This window comes from Bradyrhizobium sp. sGM-13 (genome assembly GCF_018398875.1).
In the GTDB taxonomy this organism is placed as follows: Bacteria; Pseudomonadota; Alphaproteobacteria; order Rhizobiales; family Xanthobacteraceae; genus Bradyrhizobium.
In genome coordinates this window covers 303,424-320,333 of record NZ_JAGWDK010000004.1, presented here as the reverse complement: position 1 = coordinate 320,333, position 16,910 = coordinate 303,424, and the positions used below count along the sequence as shown (strand labels likewise).

Below are 16,910 nucleotides of genomic sequence, written 5' to 3'. Positions count from 1 at the left end.
GCCGCTGTGAAGCGGCCGCGCAAGCGCGCTTCCAGCGTCGCCGTCATCGACATCGGTTCGAACTCGGTTCGTCTCGTCGTCTATGAGACGATGGCGCGCAGCCTCGTCACCATCTTCAACGAAAAGGCGCTGTGTGGGCTCGGCCGCGAGGTGCAGAGCACCGGCCTGTTGGCCGAGGATGCTGTTACCAAGGCGCTGACGGCGCTACGGCGATTTCGCGCGCTGTGTCGTATCCAGCAGGTGGAGCGCGTCTTCGCCATCGCCACGGCCGCCTGCCGCGACGCCAAGAACGGTCCCGACTTCATTGCCAAGGCAGAGCGCATCTGCGGCGCGCCGATTCAGATCCTGTCCGGTCCGCGCGAGGCAAGACTATCTGCGCTCGGCGTCATCTCCGGCATCCACAATCCCGATGGCATCGTCGGCGATCTCGGCGGCGGCTCGCTCGAACTGATCGATGTGGAGAAAAACCGGGTCCACAGCGGCGTCACGCTGCCGCTGGGAAGCCTGGCGCTACAGGATCTCTCGGAGAAATCCTTGAAGCGCGCCGAGCGCATCGTTCGCGATGATTTGTCCGGCGTCGCCCAGCTCAAGGCTGGCTATGGCCGCACCTTCTATGCGGTCGGCGGCACCTGGCGCGCGCTGGCGCGTATTCACATCGTCCAAAGCGGCTATCCGCTACGCGTGATGCATGGCTATTCGTTACCCGCCGCCGACGCGCTCGATTTCGCCCGGCGCCTGCGCCGGCTGGCGGCCGCCAACATGCTCGCGGACATCGAAGTCGTCGCGGACGCACGGCGCCCGCTCCTCACCTATGCGGCGCTGGTGCTCGAATACATCATCCGAGTCGGCCGGCCGAAGACGATCGTGTTCTCGACCTTCGGGGTGCGCGAGGGCCTGCTCTACGAGATGCTGCCGCCGCAGGAGCGCACCAAGGACGGATTCATCTGTGCAGCCCAAACCCTGAACGGGCTGTTGTCGCGCTCCGCACGCCACGCCGAGGAACTGGTCGCATGGACCGATCGGCTGGTGCGGGTCGTGAAGCTGCGCGAGACCGAGGAGGAACGCCGCCTGCGCCACGCCGCCTGCCTGCTTTCCGATATCGGATGGCGCGTGCACCCCGACCACCGCGGCGAGGAAACGCTGAGCCTGATCACCAACGGCAATTTCGGCTCGATCAGCCATCAGGGCCGCGCCTTTGTCGCGCTGTCGGTATTCTATCGCTATGCGGGCTTAAGCGAAGAGAACGAGCCGCCGGAGCGCGTCCGCGGGCTGGTGCCGCCGGCGATGGATGAGCGTGCGCGCATTCTCGGCGCGGCGTTCCGCGTCGCGCACCTGATAACGGCGGCGCGCACCGGCGTGTTGCCCGCGACGCATTTCCGCACCCAGGGCCGCAAGCTGATGCTGGTGTTCGAGCATCGCATGGTCGACCTCGTTGCCGACCGCGTCGGCAGCCGGTTCAAGCAACTGGCGCGGCTCGTCGGGCGCGCCGGATCGATCGTGCGAAAGTAAGACGGACGCAACAACACCCGGCTACTTCTTTTTTGGTGTCGACCAGTCTTCGTCTTCCAGGGACGGGGCCCGCTTCTGCTGCTCCAGGATTTTCTTGTACTCCTCGGGGATCACCTGACTGCGCGACGCCTCGTGCAGCGTGTGCGGGAACCAGGTCGCAATGCCGGGGAAGGCAATCATTAGCCCAACGCAGATCACCTGCAGGATCATGAACTGGAACATGCCGGCGTAAATCGTCGCGAGACTCCAGCCCTTGACCACCTGCTTGAGATAGTACGCTGACATGGCGACCGGCGGCGACAGAAAGGCGGTCTGCAGCACAACCGCAACCAGAGCTCCGAACCATATGAGATCGATGTCCATGCCCTTCACGACGGGATAGAAGATCGGCAGGAACACCAGGATGATGGCGGGCCATTCGAACGGCCAACCGAGCAGGAAAATGAGCACGAGCACGACGATCAACATAAGGCTTGGCGGCAACTGGAGGCCGAGCATCGTCTCTGTGATCCAGTTCGCCGAGCCGAGGCGAGCGAACACCGCACCGAAAATATTCGACGTGACCGCGAGCAGCAGCACCATGCTCGACGTCGCCATCGTCGAGATCAGCGCGCGCTGCAGTCCGCTGAGCGAGAACCTGCCATATGCGATGGACAGGATCAGGGCGCCGACGCTGCCGATGCCGGCAGCCTCCGTCGGCGTCGCAAGCCCCCCGATGATCGAGCCGAGCGTCGCCGTGATGAGCCCGAGCAGGGGCAGCGTGCCGATGATCACCTCGCACGCAATGTATCCCGCCGAGTAGATCCGCTCGTCCATGGGCACTGGCGGCCCGAGTTTGGGATTCATGAAGGCGCGGCCCATCAGATAGGCGATGTACAGGCAGGCGAGCAGGAAGCCCGGCCCGAAGGCTGCCGCATAGAGATCGGCGACCGACACCCCGAGCACCGGCCCCATCACGATCAGCATTACCGACGGGGGAATGAGAATGCCGAGCGTGCCGCCCGCAGTGATGGTGCCCGCTGAAAGCTTGGCGTCATAACCCGCCTTCATCATGATCGGCGAGGCCATGATGCCAAGAACGGTGACGGCTGCACCGACGATGCCCGTCGCCATCGCGAATACGGCCGAGGTCAGGATGACGACGAGGAAGAGTGCGCCGCGCACCGGCGCAAGCAGCATGCGGAACGCCGTAAAAAGGCGCTCCATGAGTCCAGCCTGCTCGGTGATGAAGCCCATGAAAATGAACAGCGGCACGGCGGCCAGGATCTCCTCCTTCATCAGGCCGATGGTCTGGAAGTAGGCAAGGTTGAAGACTGTCTCGCCCATGCCGACGTAGCCGAACGAAAAGGCGAGAAACAGCAATGTGAACGAGATCGGCACGCCGATAAAGATCGCTCCAAGCAAGACCAGAAGCATGATGAGGCCGATAAGCGCTTCTGCGGTCATACCTCGACCTTCTCCTTGTGCTCGAGCTCGACGCCGGTGCGCATCATGTAGATGCTCTTGATCAACTCGGATACGCCCTGGATCAGCAGCAAGAAACAGGCGAGCGGCACGACGAACTTGAACGGCCACAGCACGGGCCGCCACGGCGTCTGGTCCGACATCTCGTTGATCTGCCAGGCGTAGTGAAATTCGTTCCAGCTGATTAGCAGCAGCATGATCAGGCTCGGGAAGAAAAAGACGATATAGGAGATCGTGTCGATCCAGCCTTTTCGGCGGACGGAGAACTTCTCCCAGAAGAAGTCGGTGCGGATGTGAGCGCCCTTGTGCAACGCGTAAGCGGCGCCGAGCATGAACAGCGTGCCGTAGAGCATGTAGGTTGCGTCGTAGGCCCAAATGGTCGGCGCGTTGAACAAATAGCGCGCTGTAACCTCGTAGGCCACCGCCAGAACAAGCGGCACCGCCAGCCAGGAAATGATCGTGCCGGTCCAGTCGGTGAAGCCATCGATGAGCCGGATTGCTGCCAGCAGCGCCGGCGACTGCCTATCAGTTGCCTCAGCCATCTCTTCCCCTACCGCCGACCGTTCGTGCGGCGCACCCTGCGGCGCGACGCAGGCCGGTTGCGCGTGAATGGAGGGCGGCCGAACCGGCCGCCCTCGGACGAAGCCCTATTTCTCGTCGGGGAAGTAGTAGTTCGCCATGAAGGAATATGGCGGGAAATAGGATCGCTTGTACGGCACCACAGCGCTGGCATAGGCCTTCTGCGAGTCGTGCACCTTCTTGAAGAACGGGTTCTTGGCGCTCTCGGCCGCCGCGATTTCGTCCCACTTCTTGATGAAGGCCAGCAGGATCTCGGGCGGCGTGCGCAGGATGTGTACGCCGTGCTTGTCCCGCATCTCCTTCAGCGCATCGGCGTTCTGACGCTGCCACTTGGTCCACCAGACGAGGAAGGTCTCGTTGGCCGCCGACTTGATGATCTCCTGCTGCTGAGAGCTGAGCTCCTTCCACACGTCGCCGTTGATCACGATTTCGCCGACCGTCACGTTCTCATGCAAGCCGGGCGAATAGTGGTATTTCCAGACATTGTGGAAGCCGAGCCGCATGTCCTCGATGCCGCCGACCCATTCCGCGCAATCGATCACGCCGCGCTGAGCGGAGGGAATGATCTCGCCGCCCGGCATGTTGACCACCGTGAAGCCGAGCGCCTGCCAGACTTCTCCGGCCATTCCGGTCTGGCGACACTTCATGCCTTTCATGTCCTCGACTGTCTGGATCGGCCTGCTGAACCAGCCGAACGCCTGCGGCCCTGCGGGCAGGATCGGGAACACGACCACGTTGAGGTTGAGCTCTTTCTGATAGAACTCGTTGTACAGGTCGAGGCCGCCGCCGTGATAGAGCCAGCCCATCACGTCCATGAAGTCCATGCCGAACGTGCCGCCGGGACCGCCGGTGAAAAGGATTGCGGTCTTGTTCTTGCCGGTCCAGTAGCCGGCCCACGCATGCGATCCGTCGAGCACCTTCTTGTGGGTCGCGTCCAGCACCTCGAAAGCCGGCACGACCTGGCCGGCGGGCATCGCTTCGATCTTCAAGGTGCCGGCCGATAGCTTGTTCACCCGCTCGGCGAAGTAGGTGAAGTTATCATAGAGCGTGAGCGACGCCGGCCATGAGGCCTGCATCTTCAGCACCTTTGTCTGCGCCATCACTGTAGTGGTGGATCCGACAAACGCCGATGCGATCAGGGCAACGGCGATTAATCCCAGAAACAAGCGTTTCATGAGCTATCTCCTCCCTTGGACGACGTGACCTTGGCGATCGCTTTTCTTTGTTTCGTGTTAGTCGCCAAGCTTGAAACCACGTCTGCCAACATTCTGCCACCATCGCCTCAGGTTGTCATCTTGCTTTCTGACCGCAGCAAAGGCCAGCAGACCGCTGCAGCGTGGTTGTGCTTTTGCGCGGAGTCGCGCTGATGGATTTTACTGCTGCTTGTTGCACCGCACGATCCCCCTGCCTACGTCAGTCGTAGAGCGTGCGCCGACCGCGTTACAGCCCCAGCACGAACGCCTCGAGCGCCGCGTTAGTCTCCTCTGGCGCCTCCTGCTGCACCCAATGTCCGATACGGGGGATGATGGTGGAGCCGCGGAAATCGGAGCAAGCAACTCCGGGGTCGGCATACAGATCCACGCCCGGGACGAAGGCGCGCACAGGGTCACGCTCGCCGGCGATGAAGGCCGATGGCTGCGCAATACTGCGTCCGCTCAATTCGACCAGCTCGGCAAAGTCGAGTGTCTGTGCGCGGTATCGGTTGAGTGGACTACGAAAGCCGCCGGCCCGAAACGCATCGACATAGACCGCCAGATCGGTCTCACTCATCCAGCCTGGAAAGGGCTGCGGATCGACGAGCCCATCCAGCAGCCGTGCCTCCGCCGGCTTCGGCTCGAGCCACTTGTTGTGAGGCGCCGCCCCGGACAGTGCAAAATACACCTTGCGCAGGGCACCGGCGATGTCCGTCTCCAGTTCGGCCTCCGCCACGCCCTCTTGCTGGAAATAGATCTGGTAGAAGAAGCGTCCCTTGTAGATGGATCGCGCAAGTTCGATGAAAGGCACGGGTCCGCGCGGACGGAACGGCACGCTCAGACCAGCTACCGCCCTGATTTTGTCGGGGTGAAGCAGCGCCGTGTGCCATACGATAGGCGCGCCCCAGTCGTGGCCGAACAGAACGGCCGGGCCATCTCCCATATGCTCGATCACAGCAACGACGTCCGAGGCGAGATGACGTAGCGTGTATGCCGTGATCTCTCTCGGCTTAGAGCTCCGTCCGTAGCCGCGCACGTCAAGCGCGGCTACCCGAAAACCTCGCGCCGCAAAGTGCGCGATCTGGTGCCGCCAGGAGTACCCGAGCTCCGGGAATCCATGTACGCAGACAATCAGCGGGCCCGAGCCGCTGACGGCCACGTTGAGCTTGATCGCTCCGTTCGTCACGGTGACAAAGTCCATCACGGTCCCCACATTGCCCGTCATATTAGCGACATCACGCGCGCTGCGAGCGCTGGCTCACGCAGCGCAGCCTGCGGCTTGAGGAGCTGCGAGACTTCTACGGTCAGCCGGTGCACCTCGGGATCCTGCGCGGCGAGCTTGGTCAAAGCCATACCATATTGCAGGCGCTGCGCGAGATCGGCGGGCCGCACGCCACGCGTGGCGGGATAGACAAAATCGTTGACGGCAACGCCCCATGGCGTCGCGATGGTGTCCTGGATGGCAGCGAAGAAGTCACGCGGCAGGCGCTCCATGGGGGTATCTTCCGTCAACAACCGGTCCAGGATCACGGCTTCCTGCGCTGCCACGCTCATACCCTGGCCGAACACCGGATTGAAGCGGCAGAGGGCATCGCCCGTCGCAAGCAGCCCCGCCGGAAAGGACTTAAGGCGCTCGAAATGTCGCCGCGTGCTGCAAGGCAACTGGTAGCGGACGATATCAGTCAGCGGGCGCGCGTCCCTGACCGCGTCATAGATCGTCGGGGTACGCAGGCTCCTGACGAAATCCATAAATCCGGCGCGGTCGCCCGGAGGCGTGTCGCCATGATTGCCTCCGATGGAAAGCAGCCATCGCTGCTTTTCGATCGGAAACAGGAACGCGCCGCGGCTACTGGCGGGTGCAGACGGCAGAATGATATTGCCCAGCCAGTCGGCATTGTGATCGAGCCGCTCGACAATGGTGCTTGCATAGGCCTGATCAATGCCGATCTCGGTTTCTTCGGGCTTCTGCAAAGAAAGCTCTTCGAGCAGTTGCAGCGTCAGGCCGCCGCGGCCGGAAGCTTCAACTACCAAGTCGGCTTCCAGCGTCACAGCACGACCATCTTCACTGTCGTAACAAACCGCCTCGATCCGCGTTGCATCACGCGATGCGAGAAGCCTGGTTACGCGGGAACGTACGCAAATGCCTATGTTCGGGGTTTTCTGAACGCGTCGTCGAGTAACGGCTTCGAGCAATGGGCGCGACATGCTGAAAATATCGAAACCGAGATCGCGAACGGGGAATGGATCGAATCCGGGGCGCTCGAACCGGAGGTCCTTCCCGGCGCGGATCTTCACAGCGCCGGCTTCCGCCAGATCCTTCTCGAAGCCCGGAAACAGAGTCTGCAGGGCTCTCAGCCCGCCCGCGAGCAGCATGTGGGCATGCTGGGCCTGCGGCGTGCCGCTCCGGGGCGCGGGCTCGGCGGGAAGCATGTCCCGCTCTATGACCGTGACTTTCCTGAAATGCCTGGAGATCGCCTGAGCGGCCGTAAGGCCGGCCATGCCGGCGCCAATAACCACGGCATGATTTCCTGTAAAATCTGACACGTGTTCCTCCTGCAAAGGAGTATGTCAATGTGATCGGAAAAAATTCAAAAGGTCACGTACGCCCGACGCAGTTGCTCGGACCGACCAAGCTTATCTGATCTTTTTTGGGGCAATAGTGAAAGGCGTCACAAGTTTGGAGTGGGAGCCCGCCACCAAGAGGTGACCTTTGGGTCATCGCATCGCTTCGCTTGCCTGCGCACCAACTGGCCGCTTTGGGGGAACAGCAGCCGCCTGGGTCGTCTCGATCGAGGCGATCAGCAAGACCGAAATCAGCGAGATTTCAACAACCATCGCCTCTGCGATCGAGCAACAGGGCGCGGCGACCCAGGAGATCGCGCGCAATGTGCAACAGGCTGCGGCCGGCACCCAGGAAGTGTCCGCCAACGTCGGCGGTGTCACCGAGGGCGCGGCAGCCACTGGCGCAGCGGCAAGCCAGGTCGAGACCCCCGCCGGCAATCTGTCGCGGCAGTCGCAGCAATTGCGCGAGCAGGTCGACGCGTTTCTTGGTCAGGTACGCGCGGCATAGACTGGCTAGTTCGGTCGGGCGCTGCCTTCGTACATGAAGGTCATCGCCTTCGGTCCAGGCATATAGCCGGTCTCCACCCGATCAATCCTGAATCCTCCCGCTTCGATCATCGTGCTGATGGGTCGATTGAGGTGACAGCCGCCACTGATGCATTTCCAGGCCGGCGTCAGCCAGTCCTGCCATCGCCTCACATTCTTGTCCGGCGCCATGCCGTGCTCCACGAACAAAAGCTTGCCGCCAGGGCGAAGCACGCGACGCATTTCGGTAAGCGCCATGGCGGCATCCGGAATGCTGCACAAGGTCCAGGTCGTCACCACCGTATCGACGCTGCGGTCATCGAGCGGAATGGCTTCGGCCGAAGCTTCGATGAAGTTGACCGGCGTACCCGGATGCAGAGCATCGCGGGCCATTGCGACGAGCTTCGGGGCCGGCTCCAGCGCCAAGAGCTCCCTCACCGGCGGCCGATAGAACGGCAAGTTCCGGCCCGAACCGATCCCGATCTCGAGCACGCGACCTTCGGCCGCGCCGATCACCCGCTCGCGATATGGCCGAAGCTGCTTGTTGCGCATCGCAAGATCGCAAACCCGCGGCAGGATGACGTCGTTGTAGAAGCCCATAACTCGTCTCCATCAGTTCTGCTCGCGAGTCCCATCAGGCCGGCGCGTAACCCCGATGATGGATTTCACGGAGCTTGTTAGGATCGTGATTGGCCAATGAATATGCAACGCAACGCTCGCACTGCTCCAGGGTCGACCGTCGCTTTCCTGGTGACGCAATTGTGTAACACGAACTTGCGTCCTACTTTCCGTGGATGGCCGATGCTTGTTGCACACCTCCGCCCCTGAACTTGGACCGGAACCGCGGCAATCCGGCTTATCGCCGGGTTCTTTGGGTGGTCCTTGGCATCAATGCCGTCATGTTCCTCGCCGAGGTCGGCGCAGGCTTGGCGGCGGGATCGGCTTCGCTCCAAGCCGATGCGCTCGATTTTCTCGGCGACGCGGGAAACTATGCGATCAGCCTCTTTGTGGTTGGGATGGCACTGCGCTATCGCGCATCAGCAGCACTCGCCAAGGGCGCCACCATGGGAGTTTTCGGCTTGTGGGTGATTGCCATGGCCATCTGGCACGCCGCACAGGGGACGCTGCCGAGTGCATTCACCATGGGTGCGGTCGGCGTCATGGCCCTTGCCGCTAATGTTGCGTCATTCGGAGTCTTATGGGCCTATCGCAACGGCGACGCCAACATGCGCTCGGCCTGGATTTGTACGCGTAACGACGTTCTGGGCAATCTCGCGGTACTGCTGGCCGCGCTCGGCGTGTTTGGCACCGGTACCGGTTGGCCGGATGTGATTGTCGCTTCCTGCATGGCCGGACTTGCGCTTCAAGGCGCATTCGTGGTGGTGCGCCAATCCGTTGGTGAATTGAAGGCTCAGCCAGCGTAGACATGCGGCGTGCAACGTGTCTGTCCTCACTCAGACGGGCGGCAGCCTCAAGCTAGCGGCACTCTCCTGTTAGGCGACTCCAATCCCTGCCTGATGCGTCCAGCTGTCTGTTCGGAAGTCTAGCAGCGGCGCTCAACGAACTTCATGATTTCCTCCGGCGCCGAAAAGATCACGGCTGCCCGATCGCCCATCATTCCTGCCCCCAAGAGAGCCGGCGCATCCTTCTCGGGCCCATCCTTACTGGTATCGGTCCTGAAGCGGAGGTTACGCTCCCAGAAGGCGCGTGTTTTGCCGTCGGCTGTGGTGACACGATAGGTGTCGCGGCAATAACTGATGGTTTTAACCTGAATGTCCGGCTCAGGCTTCTTGAGATTTGGATCGACGCCGCCGCCCATCATACCACCCATCATCCCTCCCATGCCGCCCCTCTGCCCCTGTTGCGCACTTTGGCTCGGCGCTGCACCGGGTTTGGTGGCTTCTTTCAGGAATGCCAGGAGGTCTGCTCGGGCTGGCCCTTCCTTGATGCCCTCAAACGTCATCTCGTTGCCCGGAACGAAATGCTTCGGATCAGTCAGCCATTGATCGAGCGTTCGGTCATCCCACGTCAATCCGGACGATTTCAATGCATCGGAAAAGCGATCGAAGCTTGGCAGCGTACCGGCCTTACGCCCCCACAGATCGGCAAGGCTCGGTCCCGTCATGTTGCGATCGCGCTCCAGTGAATGGCACGCTGCGCAGGCCCTGAAATTACGTTCGCCGCGAGCAGCATTGCCTTGTTGCGCATGAAGAGAAGAGAAGCTGAGAACAGCCATAAGGGCCGAAGCAGCCGCCAACCTGAAGCTCGGCATCGTGCCGGAGATCGCTGCGTAAGTCATGGTTCACCTCATTCGGCTGGCTCCACAACGCGTGAGACTTTCTTCGATGGTCTTGCAATCGCCGCGACTGACTTGCCGCTTTCGGGATCGCCGGGCAATCCAAAGCCCTTGACGATACCGAATACCGCCGGGATCACGATCAGCGTCAGCAATGTCGAGGAGATCATGCCGCCGATCATCGGCACCGCGATGCGCTGCATGATCTCCGACCCGGTGCCGGTGCTCCACATGATCGGGAGCAGGCCTGCCATGATGGCCACCACCGTCATCATCTTCGGCCGCACCCGCTCCACCGCGCCCTCCATGATGGCGTCGTAGAGATCACGCTTCGTCAGCGGCCGGTTTTCGACGTCGCACCGAGCCCTGGCCTCAGCCAATGCCTGGTTTAGGTAGATCAGCATTACAACGCCGGTCTCCGCGGCGACACCGGCGAGTGCGATGAAGCCGACCGCGACCGCCACCGACAGGTTGAAGCCGAGCCACCACATCAGCCAGAACCCGCCGACCAGCGCAAACGGCAGCGACAGCATCACGATCATCGTCTCGGTGACGGAGCGGAAGTTGAGATACAGCAGCAGGAAGATGATGAGCAGCGTCGCGGGCACGACAATTCTGAGCCTTGCGGTGGCGCGCTCGAGGTATTCGTATTGGCCACTCCACATGACGTAGTAGCCGGGCGGGAACTGGATGCTGGCCTGCACAGCGCGTTGTGCCTCAGCGACGTAGCCGCCGAGGTCGCGGTCGCGGATGTCGACGTAAATGTAGGTCGCCAACTGGCCGTTCTCGGTGCGAATCGAGGACGGCCCACGCGCCGGCACGACCTTTGCGACTTCGCCAAGCGGAACGGCGCCGCCGGCCGGCATCGGCACCAGCACGTCGCTTGCAATCGCCTTCGGATTGTCGCGCAAATCCCGCGGGTAGCGCATATTGACGGAAAAGCGCTGGCGGCCCTCGACTGTCGTCGTGACCGTCTGTCCGCCAAGCGCAGTAGCGATGGTGTCCTGGACATCCTGAATCATGATGCCGTACCGCGCCATCGCTTCGCGGTCCGGTGTGATCTCCAGATAGTAGCCGCCGATGCCACGCTCGGCGTAGGCGGACGAGGTGCCGGGCACCGCTTTCAGGACCTGCTCGATCTGTTTCGCGAGCTTGTCGATCTCGACCAGATCGGTGCCGATCACCTTGACCCCGATCGGGGTGCGGATGCCAGTCGACAGCATGTCGATGCGGGCCTTGATCGGCATGGTCCAGGCGTTGGAGACGCCAGGAAACTGTAGCGCCTTGTCCATCTCCGCGATCAGGCTGTCGATCGTTACGCCCGCCCGCCACTCCTGCTTCGGCTTGAGATTGACGACGGTCTCGTACATTTCCGATGGGGCCGGATCGGTTGCGGTCGCGGCGCGGCCTGCCTTGCCGTAGACGGATTCGACTTCCGGAAACGACCGGATGATCCGATCCTGGGTCTGCATCAGTTCAGCGGATTTGGTGATCGAGATGCCCGGCAATGTCGTCGGCATGTAGAGCAGCGTGCCCTCGTTCAGGTTCGGCATGAACTCGGTGCCGAGCTGACGGGCCGGCCAGACGCTCACGGCCAGAATCGCGAGTGCGAGCAGGACGACCAACTTTTTGGCGCGCAACACACCGTTGATAACAGGACGGTAGATCCAGATCAGGAAACGGTTGATCGGGTTCCTGTGCTCGGGAATGATTCTGCCGCGGATGAAAATCACCATCAGCGCCGGCACCAGCGTCACCGAAAGCAGCGCGGCGGCGGCCATGGCGAATGTCTTGGTGAACGCCAGCGGGCTGAACAGCCGCCCCTCCTGCTGCTCCAGCGTGAAGATCGGCATGAACGACACGGTGATGATCAAGAGGCTGAAGAACAGCGCCGGACCGACCTGCGCGGCCGCCTCGATCAGGATGGCCACTCGGGATTTTCCGGGCTCCGCTCGTTCGAGGTGCTTGTGGGCATTCTCGATCATGACGATTGCTGCATCCACCATGGCGCCGATCGCGATCGCGATGCCGCCAAGGCTCATGATGTTGGAGCCGAGCCCCAGCAGCTTCATGGCGCCGAACGCCATCAATATGCCGACCGGCAGCATTAGAATCGCAACCAGCGCACTGCGGACGTGCAGCAGGAACACGACGCAGACCAGCGCAACGACGACGCTTTCCTCGAACAGCGTGTGCTTGAGCGTGTCGATAGCCGCGTAGATCAGGTTCGAGCGGTCGTAAACCGGCACGATCTCGACTGATTTCGGCAGGCTGCTGGCGATTTCCTGGAAACGCTTCTTGACGTTCTGGATCACATTGAGGGCGTTGACGCCGAAGCGCTGCAGCACGATGCCGCTTGCGACCTCGCCCTCCCCGTTCAGTTCGGTGATGCCGCGCCGCTCGTCGGGGCCGAGCTCCACCCGGGCCACGTCGCGAAGGAGCACCGGCGTGCCATTGCTCACCTTCAGCACGACGTTGCCGAGGTCGTTGATGCTCTTCAGGTAGCCCTTGCCACGGATGACGTATTCGAATTCGGACAGTTCGACGGTGCGGCCGCCGACATCGGCATTGCTGGCGCGGATCGCCTCGCGCATCTTCTGCATGGTGATGCCGCGATCGCGCATGCGCTGCGGATCGAGGATCACATTGTACTGCTTGACGAAACCGCCGACGCTCGCCACTTCGGCGACACCTTCGGCCTTGGCGAGCGCGAACTTCAGATTCCAGTCCTGGATCGTGCGCGTGTCGGAAAGGTTCAGCTCCTTCGACACGATAGCATATTGGTAAACCCAGCCGACGCCGGTCGCATCCGGGCCGATGGTCGGCGTCACGCCGGCGGGAATGCGCGAGGTCGCGGCGTTCAGGAATTCCAGCACCCGCGAGCGCGCCCAGTAGATGTCGGTGCCGTCCTCGAAGATGACGTAGACGAAGGAGACGCCGAAGAAGGAAAAGCCGCGCACCACCTTCGATTTCGGCACCGTCAACATCGCGGTGGTGAGCGGATAGGTGACCTGGTCCTCGATCACCTGCGGCGCCTGCCCCGGGTATTCGGTGTAGACGATCACCTGAGTATCGGAGAGGTCGGGAATGGCGTCCAGCGGCAGATGGACGAGCGCGTAGATGCCGGCCGCAGCGGCGAAGCCGCTGCCGAACAGCACCAGCAGGAGGTTGCGAGCCGACCAAGCGATCAAGCGGGCAATCATGGCTGGGCTCCTTCGGCAAAGCCCTTCAGCGCCGCCTTCAGATTGCTTTCCGCATCGATCAGGAAATTGGCCGAGATGACGACGGGCTCGCCGTCTTTCAGCCCGCTGCGGATTTCGACCAGTCCGTCTCCCCGACGGCCGATCTTGACGTCGCGGGGCTCGAATCGGCCCTCGCCCTTGTCGACCAGAACGACCTGACGCGCCCCTGTATCGAGCACCGAGCTGTCGGGAACGGCCAAAACAGGCTCCGCGCCGCCAATCTCGACGTCCGCGTCCACGTACATGTCCGGCAGCAATGCGAGGTCGGGATTTGCGAGTTCGATCCGAACGCGGGCCGTCCGTGTCTCGCGGTTGACCTGGGGATAAATGACAGAGATCTTTCCGGAGAAGTCCCGCCCCGGGAAGCTGCGCGCGCGCACGGTTACGCCTTGTCCGACTGCAAGCGAGCCGAGATCGCGCTCGGCTATATCAATTATCGCCCAGACCACCGACGTATCCGCAACGCGGAAGAGCACATCGCCCGGTTGAGCTCGCATACCCTCGACGGCGTTGCGTTCCAGCACGATGCCGTCCCGTGGGGCCGACCAGGCGACAGTCACCGGGACGACCCGCGTTCTCTCGACCTCGCTGATTACCGCGTCGGGCACGTCAAGGTTCATCAACCGCTGCCGTGAACCGCGTCCGTAGGACGGTTCGCCCGCCGTAGTCTTTGACGTCAATGTCGTCACATACTCTGCGGCCGCACTGGAAACTGCCGGACTGTAGACCTGCATCAGCGGCTGCCCCTTCTTGACAAAGGTGCCAGTCGTGACGTCGGCAACTGTTTGCAGGTAGGTTTCCGCGCGCATCGCGATGACTGAGACTCGACGCTCGTCGAGTTGGATCGTGCCTGGCGCCCGCACGACCGTCCGGATCTGGCGAGTGGCCGCCGGCTCCGATTTGACGCCGGTGCGCTGGATCTTTCCCGGCGAGACCTTGACCGATCCGTCGTCGGTGTCCTCGCCCTCATAGACGGGGATGTAATCCATCCCCATCGAATCCTTCTTGGGCGTCGGCGAGACATCCGGCAGGCCCATCGGATTGCGGTAGTACTTGATCTTCCGGTCGGTCGGCGGAGCCGCCACGCTTTCCTGCGGCGGATCGTCAAAACTGATGTCGGCGCCCCGGAGGATGGCCCGGTAGTCGCGGCCATCGGGCGTCTTCTTCGGCGTCAGCGAGTAGAACGGCTTGCCGTCCGGATCCTGATAGTAGATCGCGGTACCCGCCGGTTCGGGCGCCTGGCCCAGGACGTGGGCATGCTTGGTCTCTCCGGGCCGCAAGAAATAGGGACGCGCGAGGACGCCGGCGATCACGGCAGCCGTAACGGCAGCAGCGATCGCAACCTGAACCGACCGCTTCATTTGTCGGCCTGAATGACAAGCTTGTTGTCGACCGTGCCGGTTTCGCCCTGCACTTTTGCACCGAGCGACAATTGCCAGCGCCCGGCCATGGTGAAATCGGCCTTGAAGCGGTAGGTGCCCGGCTCCGATCCCGGCAGCGGCGTGAGCTCGGTCACCATCTCTTGCATCGCATCGGGCGCCATATCGAGGCGCGTCGCGAAGATCACCGCGTCCGGAACGGCCTTGCCGGTGGTCTTGTCGACGAGCTTGACGGCGAAGGTCCTGTCACGACCGGTCTTCACCGTCGGTTCGACGAGCTTGAACTCGTAGTTTTTGATATCGGCAAGCGCGACGGTTGCGGCGCATGTCAGGGCAGCACCGGTCAGCGCAACCCGCAGGCCGCGCGAAAACTGAATAGCCTTCATCATGGTATCCTCGATCTACTGGTCAGCCGCTATGGCGGCATGGGCGCGGGCGCCACAAAGCGCCGCGAGACTCCGGCGTTACGCCGAAAGGACCAGGGACCGGGGAGGTTTTGGAGGGGGTGAGTACCCGAGGCTTTCCACTTCCGGATCGCTGCGGGGCAGCAGCGTGCGAAGAGTGACGGGCTGGATTTCGGCAATGCCGGCCGGCAGCGGCGCCTGCAACGTCGTCGATACGCAAAGCGCCATCAACGGGCATTGGTCGCAATCGACCGGCGCCGATTTCTCCGGGCAGCACGGCATGTCGTCGGACATGGCCGCGTCATCGGGCATTGCCGTCATGGCCATTGGTGCCATGGCGCCCGTATTCGCCCGCGCCGTGAGCGGGGCGATTACGAGGCCGACGATCACAAAAATCGCCAGCAGCCGGCAAAGGTGAATTGAGTATTTCACGGATCCAGTGTCGCACATCCTGGCCCATGATGGGAAGCAGAGTTCCATCACGAAACCGCGGGTTTCGTTAACGTATGCCAGCGGACGAAGATCGCATTGCGATGAATCAAAGCCCCTGACCCCAATTCATATTGGCCGGCTGCCCAGAACATTTTTCAACGCTGCGACTTGAGCCAGCGACCGCCCACGGCGGTGGTATGTCCTCAGCAAGGAGCCCAGCCATGTACGCCCGTGAAATGATTGGCACCCACCCGGCCGTCCAAGGCCAGATCAGCGACGCCCTGATCCGTTGCATCGAGGAATGCTACTCCTGCGCCCAGACCTGCACCTCCTGCGCCGACGCCTGCCTGTCGGAGCGCATGGTACAGGACCTTACCCAGTGCATCCGGCTCGACCAGGATTGCGCCGATATCTGCAATATCACCGGCCGCATCATGACCCGCCGAACGGGTTTCGACGACGAAGTGATGCGCCGCATGCTCAGCGTCTGCGCCGCCGCCTGCCGGCTATGTGCGGAGGAATGCCAGCGGCACGCAGCCATGCACGAACATTGCCGCATCTGCGCGGAAAGCTGCCGCCGCTGCATGGAAGCTTGCCAGGAGGTCTCACGCAGCATGGCGCATTAGCGCGCGGCGATCAGCCCTCGCGCCGAAACACGCTGAACTGAAAAGCCTGCCGGGACCCCCAAGGCGTAGCGTGTTCGTGCCGCTGCGTATGGACCAGCTTGAACGCGGCCCCGAGCGTCCGTCCGAGACTCTCGCTGTCGTAGCGCGCGACCGGCAGGCCGCTGCACTTTTCAGGGCCGTCAGGCGCGAAGGTAGCGATGATGGCGTGCCCGCCGATCTTCAGGCCTCTCTTGAGGCGCGCAATGTAGGCGGCGCGATCGCCTGCGTCGGTGAGAAAGTGGAACGCTGCCCGATCGTGCCAGATGTCGTAGGGCTTGACCGGCTCCCAGGTCGTCGCATCCGCGACGATCCAGCTAACCCGCCCGGCGCCGGCGCCAACGTGGCTCTCCAGGCGGCGCTTGGCAATGGCCAACGCTGCGGCGGAAAGGTCGAGCACGGTGACATCCTCAAAACCCTGCTCGAGGAGATTGTCGACCAGCCGCGAGGCGCCGCCGCCGATGTCGATGATGGCCGACTGGTGCGTCACCCCCGCCTGCACGATCAGGTCGAGCGAAGGAGCCGGATTTTGCTGAAACCAGCTAACCTCGTTCTCGCGCTTTGTCGTGTAGACGTTCTCCCAATGGGCCTGGCGGCCGGCATCTCCCATAGGAGCTCCCCTCGCTGTACATGACGTTGAACATCTGGTCATCCCTACCGTCC

Annotated in this window: 16 protein-coding genes; 4 read left to right on the top strand and 12 right to left on the bottom strand. The window is 62.4% G+C overall.

Features of this window, described 5'->3' with window-relative positions; genetic code table 11:
• The first annotated feature begins 6 nt into the window (after positions 1 to 6).
• Positions 7 to 1,509: an exopolyphosphatase gene (ppx, locus tag KJQ96_RS08180; protein WP_213286160.1), complete on the top strand. Its 1,503-nt coding sequence runs from the start codon at positions 7 to 9 to the stop codon at positions 1,507 to 1,509.
• 21 nt (positions 1,510 to 1,530) lie between these two features.
• Here ppx and KJQ96_RS08175 read toward each other — a convergent pair whose 3' ends face one another.
• The 5 genes from KJQ96_RS08175 to KJQ96_RS08155 all read right to left on the bottom strand — a co-directional run bounded on the left by KJQ96_RS08175 (position 1,531) and on the right by KJQ96_RS08155 (position 7,244).
• On the bottom strand, positions 1,531 to 2,955 hold the full coding sequence (locus tag KJQ96_RS08175) for a TRAP transporter large permease subunit (protein WP_213286158.1): 1,425 nt from the start codon (positions 2,953 to 2,955) through the stop codon (positions 1,531 to 1,533).
• A complete protein-coding gene (locus KJQ96_RS08170) occupies positions 2,952 to 3,515 on the bottom strand; it encodes a TRAP transporter small permease subunit (protein WP_213286157.1) in 564 nt (187 codons plus the stop codon). The genes KJQ96_RS08175 and KJQ96_RS08170 overlap by 4 nt, the downstream gene beginning before the upstream one ends.
• A 105-nt stretch (positions 3,516 to 3,620) precedes the next feature.
• Positions 3,621 to 4,727 (bottom strand): TRAP transporter substrate-binding protein, encoded by a 1,107-nt coding sequence (locus KJQ96_RS08165; RefSeq protein ID WP_213286156.1) that lies wholly within the window; start codon positions 4,725 to 4,727, stop codon positions 3,621 to 3,623.
• Between the two features lie 265 nt (positions 4,728 to 4,992).
• Positions 4,993 to 5,946, bottom strand: coding sequence for an alpha/beta fold hydrolase (locus KJQ96_RS08160; protein WP_213286155.1), 954 nt, complete (start codon positions 5,944 to 5,946; stop codon positions 4,993 to 4,995).
• Positions 5,947 to 5,966: 20 nt separating this feature from the next.
• Complete coding sequence (locus tag KJQ96_RS08155) at positions 5,967 to 7,244, bottom strand: squalene monooxygenase (RefSeq protein ID WP_249733874.1); 1,278 nt, start codon at positions 7,242 to 7,244, stop codon at positions 5,967 to 5,969.
• A gap of 211 nt (positions 7,245 to 7,455) precedes the next feature.
• On the opposite strand from KJQ96_RS08155, the gene KJQ96_RS08150 reads away from it, so the two are divergent.
• The gene (locus tag KJQ96_RS08150) at positions 7,456 to 7,815 is read left to right on the top strand and encodes a hypothetical protein (RefSeq protein ID WP_213286152.1); all 360 of its coding nucleotides are present in this window, start codon (positions 7,456 to 7,458) and stop codon (positions 7,813 to 7,815) included.
• A 5-nt stretch (positions 7,816 to 7,820) separates the two neighbouring features.
• Here KJQ96_RS08150 and KJQ96_RS08145 read toward each other — a convergent pair whose 3' ends face one another.
• Positions 7,821 to 8,432, bottom strand: coding sequence for a class I SAM-dependent methyltransferase (locus tag KJQ96_RS08145; protein WP_213286151.1), 612 nt, complete (start codon positions 8,430 to 8,432; stop codon positions 7,821 to 7,823).
• 194 nt (positions 8,433 to 8,626) lie between these two features.
• On the opposite strand from KJQ96_RS08145, the gene KJQ96_RS08140 reads away from it, so the two are divergent.
• The gene (locus KJQ96_RS08140; RefSeq protein WP_213286150.1) at positions 8,627 to 9,256 is read left to right on the top strand and encodes a cation transporter; all 630 of its coding nucleotides are present in this window, start codon (positions 8,627 to 8,629) and stop codon (positions 9,254 to 9,256) included.
• A 119-nt stretch (positions 9,257 to 9,375) separates the two neighbouring features.
• On the opposite strand, the gene KJQ96_RS08135 is transcribed toward KJQ96_RS08140, so the two are convergent.
• From KJQ96_RS08135 to KJQ96_RS08115, 5 genes are all read right to left on the bottom strand, one after another.
• The gene (locus KJQ96_RS08135) at positions 9,376 to 10,131 is read right to left on the bottom strand and encodes a cytochrome c family protein (protein ID WP_249733839.1); all 756 of its coding nucleotides are present in this window, start codon (positions 10,129 to 10,131) and stop codon (positions 9,376 to 9,378) included.
• A gap of 8 nt (positions 10,132 to 10,139) precedes the next feature.
• A complete protein-coding gene (locus tag KJQ96_RS08130; protein ID WP_213286149.1) occupies positions 10,140 to 13,331 on the bottom strand; it encodes an efflux RND transporter permease subunit in 3,192 nt (1,063 codons plus the stop codon).
• Positions 13,328 to 14,731, bottom strand: a complete 1,404-nt coding sequence (locus KJQ96_RS08125; protein ID WP_213286148.1) for an efflux RND transporter periplasmic adaptor subunit — start codon at positions 14,729 to 14,731, stop codon at positions 13,328 to 13,330. Before KJQ96_RS08125 ends, KJQ96_RS08130 begins: the two co-directional genes overlap by 4 nt.
• Positions 14,728 to 15,135, bottom strand: a complete 408-nt coding sequence (locus KJQ96_RS08120; RefSeq protein WP_213286243.1) for a FixH family protein — start codon at positions 15,133 to 15,135, stop codon at positions 14,728 to 14,730. Before KJQ96_RS08120 ends, KJQ96_RS08125 begins: the two co-directional genes overlap by 4 nt.
• A 78-nt stretch (positions 15,136 to 15,213) precedes the next feature.
• On the bottom strand, positions 15,214 to 15,543 hold the full coding sequence (locus KJQ96_RS08115; protein ID WP_213286147.1) for a hypothetical protein: 330 nt from the start codon (positions 15,541 to 15,543) through the stop codon (positions 15,214 to 15,216).
• 263 nt (positions 15,544 to 15,806) lie between these two features.
• On the opposite strand from KJQ96_RS08115, the gene KJQ96_RS08110 reads away from it, so the two are divergent.
• A complete protein-coding gene (locus KJQ96_RS08110) occupies positions 15,807 to 16,211 on the top strand; it encodes a four-helix bundle copper-binding protein (RefSeq protein ID WP_213286146.1) in 405 nt (134 codons plus the stop codon).
• Between the two features lie 10 nt (positions 16,212 to 16,221).
• Here KJQ96_RS08110 and KJQ96_RS08105 read toward each other — a convergent pair whose 3' ends face one another.
• The gene (locus KJQ96_RS08105; RefSeq protein WP_213286145.1) at positions 16,222 to 16,857 is read right to left on the bottom strand and encodes a trans-aconitate 2-methyltransferase; all 636 of its coding nucleotides are present in this window, start codon (positions 16,855 to 16,857) and stop codon (positions 16,222 to 16,224) included.
• Positions 16,858 to 16,910 lie beyond the last annotated feature (53 nt).

Bases quoted from the DNA above. Each gene is read 5' to 3' on its own strand.
- KJQ96_RS08145 (WP_213286151.1), bottom strand. From the start codon at position 8,432: ATGGGCTTCTACAACGACGTCATCCTGCCGCGGGTTTGCGATCTTGCG.
- KJQ96_RS08175 (WP_213286158.1), bottom strand. From the start codon at position 2,955: ATGACCGCAGAAGCGCTTATCGGCCTCATCATGCTTCTGGTCTTGCTT.
- KJQ96_RS08110 (WP_213286146.1), top strand. From the start codon at position 15,807: ATGTACGCCCGTGAAATGATTGGCACCCACCCGGCCGTCCAAGGCCAG.
- KJQ96_RS08165 (WP_213286156.1), bottom strand. From the start codon at position 4,727: ATGAAACGCTTGTTTCTGGGATTAATCGCCGTTGCCCTGATCGCATCG.
- KJQ96_RS08125 (WP_213286148.1), bottom strand. From the start codon at position 14,731: ATGAAGCGGTCGGTTCAGGTTGCGATCGCTGCTGCCGTTACGGCTGCC.
- KJQ96_RS08135 (WP_249733839.1), bottom strand. From the start codon at position 10,131: ATGACTTACGCAGCGATCTCCGGCACGATGCCGAGCTTCAGGTTGGCG.
- KJQ96_RS08155 (WP_249733874.1), bottom strand. From the start codon at position 7,244: ATGGCCGGCCTTACGGCCGCTCAGGCGATCTCCAGGCATTTCAGGAAA.
- KJQ96_RS08130 (WP_213286149.1), bottom strand. From the start codon at position 13,331: ATGATTGCCCGCTTGATCGCTTGGTCGGCTCGCAACCTCCTGCTGGTG.
- KJQ96_RS08170 (WP_213286157.1), bottom strand. From the start codon at position 3,515: ATGGCTGAGGCAACTGATAGGCAGTCGCCGGCGCTGCTGGCAGCAATC.
- KJQ96_RS08105 (WP_213286145.1), bottom strand. From the start codon at position 16,857: ATGGGAGATGCCGGCCGCCAGGCCCATTGGGAGAACGTCTACACGACA.
- KJQ96_RS08120 (WP_213286243.1), bottom strand. From the start codon at position 15,135: ATGAAGGCTATTCAGTTTTCGCGCGGCCTGCGGGTTGCGCTGACCGGT.
- KJQ96_RS08140 (WP_213286150.1), top strand. From the start codon at position 8,627: ATGGCCGATGCTTGTTGCACACCTCCGCCCCTGAACTTGGACCGGAAC.
- KJQ96_RS08160 (WP_213286155.1), bottom strand. From the start codon at position 5,946: ATGGACTTTGTCACCGTGACGAACGGAGCGATCAAGCTCAACGTGGCC.